This is a genomic window from Hydrogenophaga sp., assembly GCF_035481345.1.
In the GTDB taxonomy this organism is placed as follows: Bacteria; Pseudomonadota; Gammaproteobacteria; order Burkholderiales; family Burkholderiaceae_C; genus Hydrogenophaga.
On the sequence record NZ_DATIGV010000137.1, the window covers coordinates 1 to 13340 of the forward strand.

Genomic DNA, 13340 nt, shown 5'->3' on the forward strand with positions numbered 1-13340 from the left:
GGCGTTTCGGGGCTCGCCGCCTGCTAGAATCGCGGGCTTCGACACGGAGAGATGGCAGAGTGGTCGAATGCACCGGATTCGAAATCCGGCGTACAGGTTCTCCTGTACCGAGGGTTCGAATCCCTCTCTCTCCGCCAGCGAATCCGAGGCCCCTGCAGTGCAGGGGCCTTTTTTCGTTGGCTGATCCGAGCCTGACTAGTTCCCCGCGCGCTGCCACCAGTGCAGCAGCCGCTGCTCCACCGTCAGCAGGATGAGGTTCAGGCTGTAGCCGAGCGCCGCAAGCAGAAAGATCGCCGCGTACATGTCGCCTGGCCGCATGGCGTACTGCATGGTCATGATGTAGTAGCCGATGCCTTCGGAGCCAGCGATCATCTCCGCGACGACGCTCACGATGAGCGCCAGCGCGAGGCTGGTGCGCATGCCCGCCAGGATGTAGGGCAGGCTGGCCGGCAGTACCACGGTCGCCAGCGTGCGCAACCGGCCCACCTGAAACGTGCGCGCCACATCCAGCGCGGTCGGATCCACGGCTCGTACGCCACTCACGGTGTTGACCAGCACCGGGAAGAAGCAGGCGAACGACACGGCGAACACCTTCATCGCGTGATCGATCCCCAGCAGCAGGATCAGCGGTGGCACGATGGCGGGCATGGGGATGGGGCGCAGCAGTTCCACCAGGGGCCGCAGCGCGGCGTCCACCAGCGGAAAACTCGCCATCGCCAGGCCCAGCAGCACGCCCACGGCCGAGCCCATGGCGAAACCCACCGCCATGCGCCACAGCGTCGAGCCGAACACCTGCGCCAGCTCCCCGTTGCCCAGCCCGGCGGCGATCGCCTTCAGGATGTCGGTCACGGGCGGCCAGCTGGTGCTCGATACCCAATACACGGCGGAGACCTGCCAGAGCACCAGCAGGAGCACCAGCAGCACCACACCCCAGAACCGGTAGGGAACGGCGCGCATGGCGTCAGGCCTCGTGCACCACGCGGCCATCCACCGCGGTGGCGAGTACGCGCGCGCCCCGCAAGGCCTCGGGATCGCAGGTGACAGGGTCGACCGACAACACGGTCCAGTCGGCGAGCAGCCCGGGGCGCAGCATGCCGCGCTCGTGGTCGCTGAAGCTCACGTAAGCTGCATCGCGCGTGTAGAGCGCCAGCGCCTCTTCGCCGCTCACCGCCTGCAGGCGGCCCACCGGTTCATCCGTTCCTGCGATATGGCGCGTGCGCGCCTGCCACAGCCCCAGCAGCGGCTGATACGGTGTGACCGGCGAGTCGGAGCCGCCCCCCACCACCACGCCCGCGTCGATCCAGCTGCGCACGGGCGTGGCCAGCGACATGAGCACGGTGCCGAAGCGCTGGACCAGCAAGGGACCGAACGTGTACTGCATCGAGCACTGCGTCGCCACGGTGATGCCCATGCGGGCCGCTTCGAGGATGTTGCGTTGCTCCGGCCACAGGTAGGCGTGGATCAGGCTGAAGCGCAGCGGGCGCAGCGGAATGTCCTTGTCGATTTCGGCGAACACCTCCAACGCAATGTCGATGGCCTTGCCGCCCACCACATGCACGCCCAGCGACCAGCCCTGACGGGCGCAGGCCCAGGCGATCTGCCGGAAGGACTCCGTCGGCGTGACCTGGATGCCGCAGTTGCAGCGCTCGTCCGGATAGGGTTCGCGCATCAGCGCCGTGCCCAGGGAGGCGCCGCCGTCCAGAAACAGCTTCACGCCCCCCAGCTTCAGGCGCGCATCGCCGAAGCCCGTGGCCACACCGGCCTGCGCGATGCGGTCCAGGTTGTCCTGCACGGGCAGGCTGGAGTCGGCCAACGGCATCAGAACGCTGCGGACCGTGAGCTCACCACGGCGCCAGAGCGCCTGGTACAGCCGCATCATCTCCGGCGTCACACCCGGGTCCATGATGCCGGTGAGGCCCGCGGCGTGGTAGGCGCGCTGCATGTCGCGCAGCGCGTCGGTCTGCTCCTCCACGGAAGCCGGCGGGACGAGGCGCGCCACCGGCTCGAAGGCCGGCGGCTCGAGCAGCACGCCGTTGGGGTGGCCGTCCGCCTCGCGCTCGAAGCGCCCGCCGGGCGGGTCGGGCGTCTCGGGGCCGATGCCGGCCATCTTCAGTGCGAGCGTGTTGGCCACCGCCGCGTGACCCACGCGCGGCAGATACACGGGCCGGTCCGCACACGCGGCGTCGAGTTCCTGCCGCGTGGGGTAGCGCCCTTCTCGCAGGCTCACCACATGCCAGCCGCTGCCGCTCATGATCCAGGGCTTGTGCGGGTGGCGCTGCGCATACGCCCGGATCGCGTCCTGCACGTCAGCGATCGAGCGGGCGGGCGCCAGGTCCACCAGCCGCGTCTGGATCGCGGTCCACTGCATGTGGTTGTGCGTGTCGATGAGGCCAGGCACCACGGTGCCTTCTCCGTAATGGAGCTCGCGCGGCGCCGCACCCAGCGCCGCCCGGGCTTCTTCACGCGTGCCCACCGCGACGATGCGTCCGCCCTGCACGGCGAGCGCCTCGGCACGCGGGCGGGCCGGGTCCATCGTCACGATGTCGCCCGTGACCAGCACCTCTTCCTGCGTCGTCATCGGCACCTCAGCGCGAGGCCTGCAGGGCCGTGCGGTGAAGAACGGACCCGGGGTCGAACGCGCCCTCCAGCAGGCCATTGCGCCGCATCTGCTCAACCACCGGGTTCAGGGCGGCCGGGTCCACCACCTTCTCGAACGCCGCCATCGGCAGCTTCGCGATCACCGGCGGCGGGATGCGCGTGTAGCCGGAGATGATGGTGAGCAGCTCTTCGGATTTCAGGTTCTGGTTCACCCAGTCGACCCCCTTGTGATAAGCGCGGACCCAGCCCTCGATGACCTGCGGGTTCTGCTGGATGTAGGTCCGGCTCGCCACGTACTGCGCGGCGGGCAAGCGCTTTTGCACCTGGGTATAGGGATAGCCCACCACCTGCATGTCGTTGGCCACGGCGCTCGAGACGAAGGGCTCGACAGCAAAAGCCGCGTCGACGCGGTCGCTGCGCACGGCATCCACCATCTGGGGAAACGGAACCTCAAGGTAAGTCACCGCGTCGGGATTGCCCCCGGTGGCCTGCACCCAGGCGCGCGCGTAGAGCCAGATGATGTTGTTGCGCGTGTTCACCGCAATGCGCTTGCCTTCCAGGTCCTTGCCCGTCTTGAAGGACGCAGACTTTTTCGCGATGAGCGCCGCCTGGTCCGGCGGGGCGTCGCCGGTGGTGCTGGCCGGCGCAATGATCTGCAGGCCCAGGCCCTGTTTGGCGGCCTGGATGGTGGAGACCACGTTGCTGAAGACCACCTGCACCTGCCCCGCGGCCAGCGCGGGAATGCCAGCCGCGCCACCTTGCGTGGGCGTCGTGTCGATCTCGATGCCCTCGGCAGCGAAATAGCCCTTGGCCACGGCCACCTGCAGTGGGGCGATGTCGATGATGGGGATCGTGCTGACCCGGACCTTGGTGGTGGTCTGGCCCCGCACCAGCGGGGTTGCCAGACCGAGTGCGGTGACCGCCACGGCGGCCGCGGCCGTGCGCCGGTTCAGAGGGAGCTTGCTCATCACGTCTTCTCCTGGTGGGGGTGGGTGCAAAGAACCGGGGTGGTGATCCATCAGCTGGCGCGCGCGCCGGACCAGTGGATCGCGCGCCGCTCGATACGCAGGAACACCTCGTTGAGGGCGTAGCCCAGCAAGGCGAGGATCACGACCCAGGCGTACATGTCGACGATGCGAAACGAGCGCTGCAGATCGATGATCAGGTAGCCGATGCCGCCGGTGCCGGCCATCATTTCGGCGATGACGACCAGCACCAGCGCGATCCCCAGGGCGATGCGCATGCCCGCCAGCAGGAGGGGCATGGCCGCTGGCAGCACCACTTTCCACAGCACCGCCGAGCGCGAGTGCTGGAACGTGCGGGCCACATCCACCATCACGGGATCGACGCCGCGCACGCCCTGGATGGTGTTGATCAACACCGGGAAGAACACACCCAAGGCCACCGCCGTGATCTTCATGGTGTCGCCCAGGCCCAGGAACAGCATCAGCGGCGGCAGCAAGGCGGGCTTGGGCAAAGGGCGCAGCACTTCCACGAGAGGCTCCAACAGCCCGTGCACCCGGCGCACGCGGCCCATGAGCACGCCGGTTCCGATGGCCAACAGGCAGCCGATCGCGTAGGCCACGGCGAGCAGGTACAAGGTGCGCCCCAGCGGTTCGAACACGCTGCCGGCACGCACGACGGAGAAGACACGTTGCGCCACGGCCGACGGCGGTGGCACCAGCACGGCATTGACCCAACCGGCGCGCGTGGCGAACTCCAGCAGCAGCACGAGCGACAACAGCACGCCCGGACCCAGCCAGGCATTCAGTCGCTGGCCGGCGGGCACGGCGGCGCTCATCGAACCGCTCATGCACTCTGCCCCAGGAGCGCGGCGAGCAGCTCGTGCCGCAGCTCCAGGTAGCGCGGCATCTGGGGCGTGTCGAGGCGGTCGCGCGGACGGGGCAAGCCCGTCTCCAGCACACGGACCACACGCGAGGGCCGCGTCGAGAGCACCGCGACGCGGTCGGCCAGGAACACCGCCTCGTCCACGTCGTGCGTGACGAGCACCGCGGTGAATCCGTGCTGCTGCCACAGGTCCTGCACGATGGCGTGCAGCTCGATCCGCGTCAGCGCGTCCACGGAGCTGAACGGCTCGTCCATCAAGAGCACGCGCGGTTGCGCGGCCAGGGCCCGCGCGATGGTCACACGCTGCTGCATGCCGCCGGACAGTTGCGCCGGGTAGTGATCGGCGAAGTCCGCCAGTCCCACCATGTCCAGGTAGCGGCGGCTGTAGTGGCGCGCCTCGGTGCGACGCATGCCGGGGCGGTGCTCCGTCGCGAACGCCACGTTGTCGAGCACCGTGCGCCAGGGAAACAGCGATTTGCCGTACTGCTGGAACAGATAGACGATGCCGGGCGGCGGCGCCGTCACCGCGTCGCCGTGGAACCGCACGCTGCCTCGGCTCGCTGGCGTCAGCCCTGCGGCGATCTGCAGCAGCGTGGACTTGCCGCAGCCGGAGGGCCCGACGATGGCCAGGAACTCGCCTTCGCGCACCGAGAGATCGATGCTGCCCAAAGCCTCCGTCTGCCCGTTGCCCTGACCAAAGGTCTTGCCGACGCCGGAGAGCGCCAGACAGGCCGGGCTGACCACGCGCGCATCCATCTCAGCACCCACCCCACAAACGGGGCCCCACGCGCCGTAGGGCGCGCCGGGGCCGCTTCGGGGAGATCAATGGGCTCGGCTGGATGGTCATGGATGGTCACCTTTCGATGAAATGTATACTGTTTCAAAAATTTGTGTACATTTTTTCGATGAACATTCACAACACTGTCCTGATGCAGATGCGGGACCTGATCCTGCGCGGCGAATTCGCGCCCGGCATGCGCTTGACCGAGAAGTTCCTCGCCGAGCGGCTCAATGCCTCGCGTACGCCGGTTCGCGCGGCCCTGGTCAGCCTGGAGCAGGAAGGCCTGGTCGAACCGAAGGACACGGTGGGCTACGTCGTACGCCAGTTCACCGTGCAGGAAGTGGCCGACGTCATCTCGGTGCGGGCCCATCTGGAGGGCATGGCGGCCCGCCTGGTGGCCGAGCACGGGCTCAGTCGCCAGCTGGCGCGAGACATGCAGGCCTGCCTGGACGAAGGCGACAGCGTCGTGGCGGTGACGGCGTTGCAAGTGGACGACTACGCGCGCTACGCGGCCATGAACGATCGCTTTCACGCGCTTTTCGTTGACGCCTGTGGCAACCGCGCGCTGCAGCGCGCCATCGCACTCAACAACAAGCTGCCCTTCGCGGCAGCCAGCGCCTTGCTGCCCATTCAAGGCGCTTTGGCGTTGGACCGCCAATCGATGATCTACGCGCACCGGCAGCACCACATGCTGTTCGAGGCGCTTGCGCGGGGGGAAAGCGCGCGCGCGCAAGCACTCGCCGTGGAGCACACGGAAACCGCGCGGCACAACCTGCAGCAGGCGCTGGAGCATCGCGACGCAGAGGAGCCGGTGCCGCAGGCCCTCAGGCTGGTGGTGGGGATGTGAAGCCACCGCCCGGTGCCCGCCTACACCACGCCGTCCGCCTCCAGCGAGTCGATGTCCGCCTCTCCATAACCCAGACCGCGAAGGATGGCCCGGCTCTGGGCGCCAGCGCGCTGGGGCGGCGCACTGACTCCCGTCACGCAAGATGAGAGGCGAAAGCCGGCGACCGGGACGGTGAGGCCTTTCAGCGGGCCAGCCGACTCCTCAAACCGATGCAGCGTCCCTCGACCCTGAAAGTGCGCATCGGCCAGCATCGCCTCCATGCGCTGCACACGCGACACCGGCACCCGTGCGGCCTGCAGCAGGTGCTCCCAATGGTCCACGGTCTGCGTGGCGATGATCCGCCCCAGCGCCTCGGCCTCCTCGGCGTGAGCGCGGATGCGAGAGGGGTTGTCGGCCTTGACCATGTCGCTGCGATTCAGGGCATGCCACAGCCTTGCCTGCTGGCGCAGGTTCGACGCCGAAATCATGAGCGGCCCGTCCGAGGCCTGATAGCACCCGATGGTGGCGAACGGATACCGGTTGCCTTTCTGCTCCGGGTGCGCGCCGTTCCACAGATAGCCGGTCAGGTGCGAGCTGCAGAGGATCGCGGCCACGTCGGACATCGCCACCTCGACGTGCTGGCCAAGCCCGCTGCCTTTGCGATGCAGCAAGGCAGCCAGTATGGCGGCAGCGGCCGTGGTGCCGGTCGCGTAGTCCACCACCGGTGCGCCGCATTTGATGGCGGCGGTGCCCGGCTCTCCCGTCATCGCCATGATGCCCGAGTAGGCCTGAATCACACCGTCGTAGGCCGTGAGCTCCCGCTTCGGCCCGGTGCTGCCGAAGGCCGAGACGGAGCAGTAGACAAGCGCCGGGTTCAGCCGCGACAGTGCCTCGTAACCCAGGCCCAGCGAGTCCATCGCGCCCGGCCGATAGTTCTCGATCAGCACGTCCGCGGTTTGCACCAGTTCGCGCAGCACCCGCCGCCCCGCCTCGGACTTCAGGTTCAGGGTCAGGCACCGCTTGTTGGCCGCCTGCGCGAGAAAGGCAGTTCCCAAACCGGCGTCGCTGAGCTGCGGGTCGGATCCCTGAAAGCGGGCTTGATCGGGCTCGTCCGGGGCTTCGATCTTGATCACGTCCGCACCGAGCACGGCCAGTTGGTAGCTGGCGAATGGCCCGGCCAGCACATGGGTCAGGTCCAGCACACGGGTCCCGTCGAGGACCGCGGGTCGGCGGCTATTTGGTGACGACATTGGACTTGACCAGTCTGGACCAGCGGGCGATCTCCGAGCGGACGTACTGCTCATACTCGGCCGGCGTTCCCGTCTGCACGACCATGCCTTCGTGCACCAGCTTCGACTGGAACAGTTCCGTGGTGGTCGCCTTGCGCGCAACGGCGTTGAGCTTCTCGATCACCGCAGGCGGCGTTCCCGCCGGTGCATGCAAGCCGTACCAGCCTTCGGTGACGTAGCCCGGCACGCCCGCCTCCACCATGGTGGGCACATCGGGATAGGCCGTGGAACGGCCGGAGGAAGTGACCGCCAGCGCCCTGAGCTTGCCGCCCGCGATGAAGCCCCCCACGGAGCCTGAGGTGCCGAACAGGATATCGGTCTGTCCACCCAGCAGATCGGTCAAGGCGGGTGCCGAGCCTTTGTAGGCGACGTGCTGGAGGCGGACCTTGGCCAGGTCTTCGAACAGGGCCGCCGCCAGATGCGCGGAAGTCCCGTTGCCCGGTGAGGCATAGGTCAGCACGCCCGGCCGGGTCCTGGCCGCGCTGATGATGTCCTGAACGGACCGGTACGGGCTGTCTGCCCGCACGACCAGCACATTGGGGGAGCGCACGAGCATGGCCACCGGCACGAAGTCTTTCTCCGTGACATAGGGCAGCTTGTCGCTCAGGCTCGGGTTCACCGAATGCGCGATCGAAGAGAGCAGCAAGGTATGGCCGTCCGGCGCGCTCTTGGCCACAAGATCCGACCCGATCACGGTGCCCGCGCCGGGCTTGTTCTCGACCACGATGGGCTGGCCCAGCTCCTTGGCCAGTTCCACGGAAAGCGTGCGGGCGATCAGGTCGGCGCCGCCGCCGGCGGAAAACGGCACGACGATTCGAATGGGTCTGTCGGGGTAGGCGTTCGCCGCGCCGGCGCCGAGCATCCATGCGGCGGTGAGGCCGACCAGTGCATGGGTTAAGCGCCTGATGCCCAGGCGGGTGAATGGCTGCATGAGTGTCTCCGGTGGTTGTCGTTGAGGCCGCCCAAAGAGCACGAGGCGGCGCAACCACTCTAGGCAGCGCGGCCACTTTTCGCACCCTGACGGTTCCACGCCGTGGGATTCCAGGCAGTGGAAGACCAGCCCTGCACACAGGCGCTCGGCCTTCTAGACTGGCCCGCATCCCGGAGGAGACGAGGAATGGTGACAGGATCGTTCGATTCGGCGGGCGTGCGATTGCGCTACCTTGAAGCAGGCGCAGGCGCCCCCGTCGTTCTGACGCACGGCTTCTCCAGCAACGCCGAACAGCAGTGGGTGCGCACCGGGGTGTTCGACCCGTTGGCGCGCCGACACCGCGTGATCGCATTCGACGGCCGCGGTCATGGTCAAAGCGACAAGCCGCACGACCCGGCGCTCTACGGACCGCAGGCGGCGCACGACGTGACCCGCTTGCTCGATCACCTCGGTCTCCCGCGCGCCCACATCGTCGGCTACTCCCTCGGTGCCATCCTCAACGGCTACCTGCTCACGCAGGTGCCGCAGCGGTTCATCACCTGCGTGCTGGCCGGCGCGCCGCCCCGCTTTCGATGGACAGCCGCGCAGCAGCACCAACTGGAGACCGAGGCCGCGGAACTGCACGAAGGGTCCCGTCGCTCGCAGATCCTGCGCCTGTGGTCCGGGGACCGGCCGCCGCCCGGTGAGGAGGAGATCCGACGGCTCTCCGCGCGGACCCTGGCAGGCCAGGACCACCGGGCCCTGGCCGCCTCGCGGCTCGGCGGCGCCAGCGCGCGCATTACGGCCGATCAGGTCCGCGCCATCGCCGTGCCCACGCTGGGCATCGTCGGCACGGCGGACCCGTACCTGGCCGAGTTCCGTGCCCTGCAGGCACTCAACCCGGCGATCGAGCTCGTCACCATCGAGGGCGCCACGCACTCGTCAGCGCCTGCGCACCCCGACATGGTGCAAGCGGTGCTGCAGTTCCTGGCGCGGCACGCCGGCTGAACGGTTCATCGCGGCCAGCGATGGCGGCCTGCGCCTATACATGTGCCGTGCGCGCGGTCGCCCCTAGTCAGGCGCAGCCCGCTCGAGCGCCTGAAGGATGGTGTTCTTCAAGGCGAGCAGTGTTGGCGCCAGCTCGGCCACGACCTCGGCCATGGATTCTGACGTGGACACGCTGACGTTCAAGGCGTACTGCAGGCCCTGGAACTGCAGCGGTGTCGCCACGGCCACCACCTCGGGCTGCCATGAGGCGGCGCAGTAATCGTGTGTCACTACGCTCGCAATCGATGAAGCTATCTCGCGGTCCAGACCGCGCCATGCTGTGGGCCGCGACCGACGGAAGTGCGCGAGCAACGCTTCGCGCCTGGCCGCGGGAGCGCTGGCCAGGTAGGCCCGTCCGAGCGAGGTGAGTTCCATGGGCACGCGCTGGCCCGACACCACGGAGCGCAGCGAGGGCCGCCGGCTGTACCGGATCGACTCCAGGTAGACCATCTCGTCGCGGTCAGGCGCCGCCAGGCCAACGTTGATCTTCTTCTCCTCGGCCGCTCGGCGCATGCGAGGAGCCGCCGTCGCGAGCACCGAGGAGCCCGTGCGCATGGCGTGACCAAAGCTGAGCACGGCCGGGGCGAGCCGAAAGGCGCGGCTGCGCTGGTCCACCTGCAGCATCCCGCTGCCGACCAGCGTTTGCGTGAGCCGGCTGACCGTGGACCGCGACAGTCCCGTGCGCTCGGCCAGCTCCGCATTGCCCAGCAGTTCGGAGCCGGGACGAAACGACCTGAGCAGCTCGATGCCCCGTTCCAGGGAACGGTTCGCGGGCGACACGCCCGGCTTGGTTTCGCGCAGGGCGTGCCTCGAAAGGTCTTGGCTGGCGGGTGCCTTCATGCTGGCCTCCGGGACGTGGCGGGGATTCCATTCATTGGAACGCGCAGGGGGATGCCTCGAGCATACGGAATTCCACTCAGTGGAAATCGCGGGCTGCCGTCGAGCGGCCGGCGATCTAAGCTGCGGACCAACGACGGCAGAGGCCCAGGGCCCTGACCGTCGACCCGACGCTCGTCGTTCACCCATGGCAGGAGACAAACCCATGATCCCTTTCATCCCATCCCTTCGGGCCCGCATCGGCGCCCTCCTGGCCATGACGGCCCTTGTCGCCAGCGCGGCATTCGCCGCCTTCCCCGAGCGGCCGGTCAGGCTGGTCGTGCCTTTCTCGCCGGGCGGCGGCACCGACGCCATTGCCAGGGCCTTGGGTGTGGGCATGGGCCAGGCGCTGGGCCAGTCGGTGATCGTGGAGAACAAACCGGGCGCGGGCACCATCATCGGAACCGATCTGGTGGCCAAGAGTCCCGCCGATGGCCACACCATCGTGGTGGCAAGCTTCGCGCACGCCGTCAATCCGAGCCTGATGGCCAAGCTGCCCTTCGACACACAAAAGGCCTTCGACCCCGTGATCCTGCTGGCCCGGGGCCCCAACGTGCTGGTGGTGCGGGCCGACAGCCCGTTCAAATCGGTGGCGGACGTGCTCGCGGCGGCTCGCGCGCAATCGGGCAAGGTCACCTTTGCTTCGCAAGGCAACGGGACCTCGGCCCACCTCGCCGGCGAGATGTTCAACAACCTCGCCCGGGTGAAGTTGATGCACGTTCCCTACCGCGGGGCCGGCCCGGCCATGACGGACCTGCTGGGCGGCCAGGTGGACGTGATGTTCGCCACGGCGGCCGCGGCGGCACCGCACATCGAGAACGGGAAGATGCGGGCGCTGGCCGTCACCACCCCGCAGCGCTCGCCGGCCATGAAAGAACTGCCCGCCATCGCGGAGACGGTGCCCGGCTACGCCGTGGAAAGCTGGTACGGCCTTTTCGTCCCCGCCGGCACACCAGCGGATGTGATCGCCAAACTCCACGCGGCCGCGAAGAAAGCCATGGACCACCCGGAGTTCCGCAAGAAGATCGAACCCGAAGGCCTGACGGTGAGTGGCGGCGCCCCGAAGGAGCTGGACGACTACGTGCGTGCGGAGGCGGCGCGCTGGGGCCAGATCGTCAAGGAAAACAACATCAAGACCGAGTGACCCTTTGCAGGGACAGGCGCAGCACACCATGAACCACCCACTCATCGACCTGCAGGTCCACAGCGGCATCGCAACGCTGACGCTCAATCGCCCCGAAAAGCGCAACGCCATGAGCGACGACATGCGCACGGAGTTCATCCACGCCCTGGAACGGGTGGCGGCCGACAAGGCCATCCGTGCCCTGGTGCTCACCGGTGCCGGCAAGGGCTTCTGTGCGGGCGGCGACGTCGCCGGCATGGAACGGCGCATGAGCGCGCCCACCGGTGAAATCGCGTTCAACGGCTGGCACCGCCAGCAGCGGGTGCACCATGCGCAAACCTTGTTGCACACCATGCCCAAGCCGGTGATCGCCGCGGTCAACGGCGCGGCGTCGGGTCTTGGCGCCGACACCGCGCTGGCCTGCGACTTCATCCTGGCCAGTGAATGGGCTTCCTTTACCTGGTCCTATATCCACCGCGGGATCGTTCCGGACGGCGGCGGCATGTACTTCCTGCCCCGCCGCGTGGGACTGTCCAAGGCCAAGGACCTGATCTTCACCGGTCGCAAGGTCGACGTGGACGAGGCCTGCGCGCTCGGCATCGTCGACCGCAAGACCAGCGCCGAGCGTTTGCTGGCCGACGCACAGGCCTGGGCCACCGAACTGGCCAAGGGGTCTGCCACCGCGCTGGCGCTCACCAAAGGCATCCTGGACCAGAGCTTCGAGTCCTCGGCCCAGCAGGTGTTTGCCCAGGGCAGCCAGGCGCAAGGCATCTGCTACACGAGCACCGAGCACCGCGAATCGGTCATGGCGTTCCTGGCCCGATCCGCGTCACGGGAATGAGCGCCATGAACGCCATCGAAAGGCTTCTGAAGCCCCGCACCGTCGCCGTGATCGGCGCCTCGGGCGATCCCGCCAAGACGGCGGGGCGCCCTGTGTCCTACCTGCTCAAGCACGGATTTCCCGGCGCGATCTACCCGGTCAATCCAAAGATCGATCGCGTGGGCGAGCTGGCCTGCTACCGGGACGTGGCATCGCTTCCGCAGGTGCCCGATGTCGGCATCGTCCTGCTGGGCGCCGAGCGGGCCCACCTGGCGGTGCGCGAGCTCGCGGCCCGCGGCACCGCCGCGGCGATCGTGCTCGCCAGCGGCTACACCGAGACCGGCGAAGAAGGCGCTCGACGTCAGAAGGAACTGGTGGAAGCGGCGGGCGCCATGCGCCTCCTCGGCCCCAACACGATCGGCCTCGTGAACCTCACCGACAACATCGTGCTGTCGGCCACGGGCGCGCTGGAGATGGATCATTTCCCCGTGGGGGGCATCGGGGTCGTCTCTCAAAGCGGCGGCATCCTGGGCTCGTTGCTGTCGCGTGCCGCGGCGCGTGGCATCGGCTTGTCCAAGCTCGTGTCGACCAGCAACGAGGTCGACCTCGAGTTGTCGGACTTCATCGACGCGCTGGTCGACGACGAGGCCACACGGGTGATCGCTCTCTACGTCGAAACCGTTCGCGATCCGCAGAAGTTTCGCGCCGCTGCGCTCAAGGCCGCACAGGCCGGCAAGCCCGTCGTGGCCTTCAAGATCGGGCGCTCGGAGGCCGGGGCCAGGGCCGCCGTGTCGCACACCGGGGCGCTGGCGGGCACCGACCGCATGTACGACGCGCTGTTCCGGCAGACCGGCGTGATTCGCGCCCAGACCTTCGACGAGCTGCTGGACATCCCCGCGGCGCTGTCCACCGGGCGCGTCCTGCGCGGCAAGCGGATCGCCATCCTGACATCCACCGGTGGCGCTGGCACCCTGGTGTCGGACAGCCTCGGCGTCGCCGGCTTCGAGACGCCCGCACCCGACGCGCAGACGGCCGCCGCCTTGCGCGCATTGCAGACGGGAGACCACGCCGCGCTCGACCGCAACCCCATCGACGTCACGCTGGCGGGCTTGCAGCCGGAGCTCCTGCGCGGCGCCATCAAGGCGGTGCTGGCCAGCCCGGGCTACGACGCGCTCGCCATCATCGTGGGCTCGTCGAGCCTGGCCATGCCGGAGCTCATGGC

At 68.3% G+C, this 13340-nt stretch carries 13 protein-coding genes and 1 tRNA gene; 6 read left to right on the plus strand and 8 right to left on the minus strand.

The genetic code is table 11. The features are described from left to right. Positions 1-45 precede the first annotated feature (45 nt). Positions 46-137, plus strand: a tRNA-Ser gene (locus VLG41_RS14860). A gap of 58 nt (positions 138-195) precedes the next feature. Here VLG41_RS14860 and VLG41_RS14865 read toward each other — a convergent pair. Genes VLG41_RS14865 through VLG41_RS14885 form a run of 5 tightly spaced genes read right to left on the minus strand, consistent with a single transcriptional unit; the run spans position 196 to position 5190 of the window. Further along, entirely contained in the window at positions 196-957 is a 762-nt protein-coding gene (locus VLG41_RS14865) for an ABC transporter permease (RefSeq protein WP_325350174.1), read from the minus strand. A 4-nt stretch (positions 958-961) separates the two neighbouring features. After that, positions 962-2578: an amidohydrolase gene (locus VLG41_RS14870; RefSeq protein WP_325350175.1), complete on the minus strand. Its 1617-nt coding sequence runs from the start codon at positions 2576-2578 to the stop codon at positions 962-964. 7 nt (positions 2579-2585) lie between these two features. Next, positions 2586-3566 carry an ABC transporter substrate-binding protein gene (locus tag VLG41_RS14875; RefSeq protein ID WP_325350176.1) on the minus strand — a complete coding sequence of 327 codons (981 nt, stop codon included), beginning with the start codon at positions 3564-3566 and terminating at the stop codon, positions 2586-2588. A 50-nt stretch (positions 3567-3616) separates the two neighbouring features. Beyond that, entirely contained in the window at positions 3617-4399 is a 783-nt protein-coding gene (locus VLG41_RS14880) for an ABC transporter permease (RefSeq protein WP_325350177.1), read from the minus strand. Between the two features lie 8 nt (positions 4400-4407). Beyond that, a complete protein-coding gene (locus tag VLG41_RS14885) occupies positions 4408-5190 on the minus strand; it encodes an ABC transporter ATP-binding protein (RefSeq protein ID WP_325350178.1) in 783 nt (260 codons plus the stop codon). Positions 5191-5351: 161 nt separating this feature from the next. On the opposite strand from VLG41_RS14885, the gene VLG41_RS14890 reads away from it, so the two are divergent. Then, on the plus strand, positions 5352-6074 hold the full coding sequence (locus VLG41_RS14890) for a GntR family transcriptional regulator (RefSeq protein ID WP_325350186.1): 723 nt from the start codon (positions 5352-5354) through the stop codon (positions 6072-6074). A 20-nt stretch (positions 6075-6094) separates the two neighbouring features. Here the strand turns inward: VLG41_RS14890 and VLG41_RS14895 are convergent, their stop codons facing one another. Both VLG41_RS14895 and VLG41_RS14900 read right to left on the minus strand, forming a co-directional pair. After that, a complete protein-coding gene (locus tag VLG41_RS14895) occupies positions 6095-7357 on the minus strand; it encodes a CoA transferase (RefSeq protein ID WP_325350179.1) in 1263 nt (420 codons plus the stop codon). After that, positions 7287-8273 (minus strand): tripartite tricarboxylate transporter substrate binding protein, encoded by a 987-nt coding sequence (locus VLG41_RS14900; RefSeq protein ID WP_325350180.1) that lies wholly within the window; start codon positions 8271-8273, stop codon positions 7287-7289. Before VLG41_RS14900 ends, VLG41_RS14895 begins: the two co-directional genes overlap by 71 nt. Before the next feature lie 186 nt (positions 8274-8459). On the opposite strand from VLG41_RS14900, the gene VLG41_RS14905 reads away from it, so the two are divergent. Continuing rightward, complete coding sequence (locus tag VLG41_RS14905; RefSeq protein WP_325350181.1) at positions 8460-9260, plus strand: alpha/beta hydrolase; 801 nt, start codon at positions 8460-8462, stop codon at positions 9258-9260. Between the two features lie 63 nt (positions 9261-9323). Here VLG41_RS14905 and VLG41_RS14910 read toward each other — a convergent pair whose 3' ends face one another. After that, entirely contained in the window at positions 9324-10139 is an 816-nt protein-coding gene (locus VLG41_RS14910; protein ID WP_325350182.1) for an IclR family transcriptional regulator, read from the minus strand. A 202-nt stretch (positions 10140-10341) separates the two neighbouring features. Here VLG41_RS14910 and VLG41_RS14915 point away from each other — a divergent pair, with 202 nt between their 5' ends. The 3 genes from VLG41_RS14915 to VLG41_RS14925 all read left to right on the plus strand — a co-directional run. Then, positions 10342-11319: a tripartite tricarboxylate transporter substrate binding protein gene (locus tag VLG41_RS14915; protein WP_325350183.1), complete on the plus strand. Its 978-nt coding sequence runs from the start codon at positions 10342-10344 to the stop codon at positions 11317-11319. A gap of 28 nt (positions 11320-11347) precedes the next feature. Continuing rightward, positions 11348-12139, plus strand: a complete 792-nt coding sequence (locus VLG41_RS14920; protein WP_325350184.1) for an enoyl-CoA hydratase/isomerase family protein — start codon at positions 11348-11350, stop codon at positions 12137-12139. A gap of 5 nt (positions 12140-12144) precedes the next feature. After that, positions 12145-13340: acetate--CoA ligase family protein (locus VLG41_RS14925; RefSeq protein WP_325350185.1), on the plus strand; the 1196-nt coding region annotated here is incomplete at its 3' end.

Coding starts and splice junctions, on each gene's coding strand:
- VLG41_RS14920 (WP_325350184.1), top strand. CDS start 11,348: ATGAACCACCCACTCATCGACCTGCAGGTCCACAGCGGCATCGCAACG.
- VLG41_RS14880 (WP_325350177.1), bottom strand. CDS start 4,399: ATGAGCGCCGCCGTGCCCGCCGGCCAGCGACTGAATGCCTGGCTGGGT.
- VLG41_RS14870 (WP_325350175.1), bottom strand. CDS start 2,578: ATGACGACGCAGGAAGAGGTGCTGGTCACGGGCGACATCGTGACGATG.
- VLG41_RS14910 (WP_325350182.1), bottom strand. CDS start 10,139: ATGAAGGCACCCGCCAGCCAAGACCTTTCGAGGCACGCCCTGCGCGAA.
- VLG41_RS14900 (WP_325350180.1), bottom strand. CDS start 8,273: ATGCAGCCATTCACCCGCCTGGGCATCAGGCGCTTAACCCATGCACTG.
- VLG41_RS14890 (WP_325350186.1), top strand. CDS start 5,352: ATGAACATTCACAACACTGTCCTGATGCAGATGCGGGACCTGATCCTG.
- VLG41_RS14865 (WP_325350174.1), bottom strand. CDS start 957: ATGCGCGCCGTTCCCTACCGGTTCTGGGGTGTGGTGCTGCTGGTGCTC.
- VLG41_RS14905 (WP_325350181.1), top strand. CDS start 8,460: ATGGTGACAGGATCGTTCGATTCGGCGGGCGTGCGATTGCGCTACCTT.
- VLG41_RS14895 (WP_325350179.1), bottom strand. CDS start 7,357: ATGAGCAGTACGTCCGCTCGGAGATCGCCCGCTGGTCCAGACTGGTCA.
- VLG41_RS14875 (WP_325350176.1), bottom strand. CDS start 3,566: ATGAGCAAGCTCCCTCTGAACCGGCGCACGGCCGCGGCCGCCGTGGCG.
- VLG41_RS14915 (WP_325350183.1), top strand. CDS start 10,342: ATGATCCCTTTCATCCCATCCCTTCGGGCCCGCATCGGCGCCCTCCTG.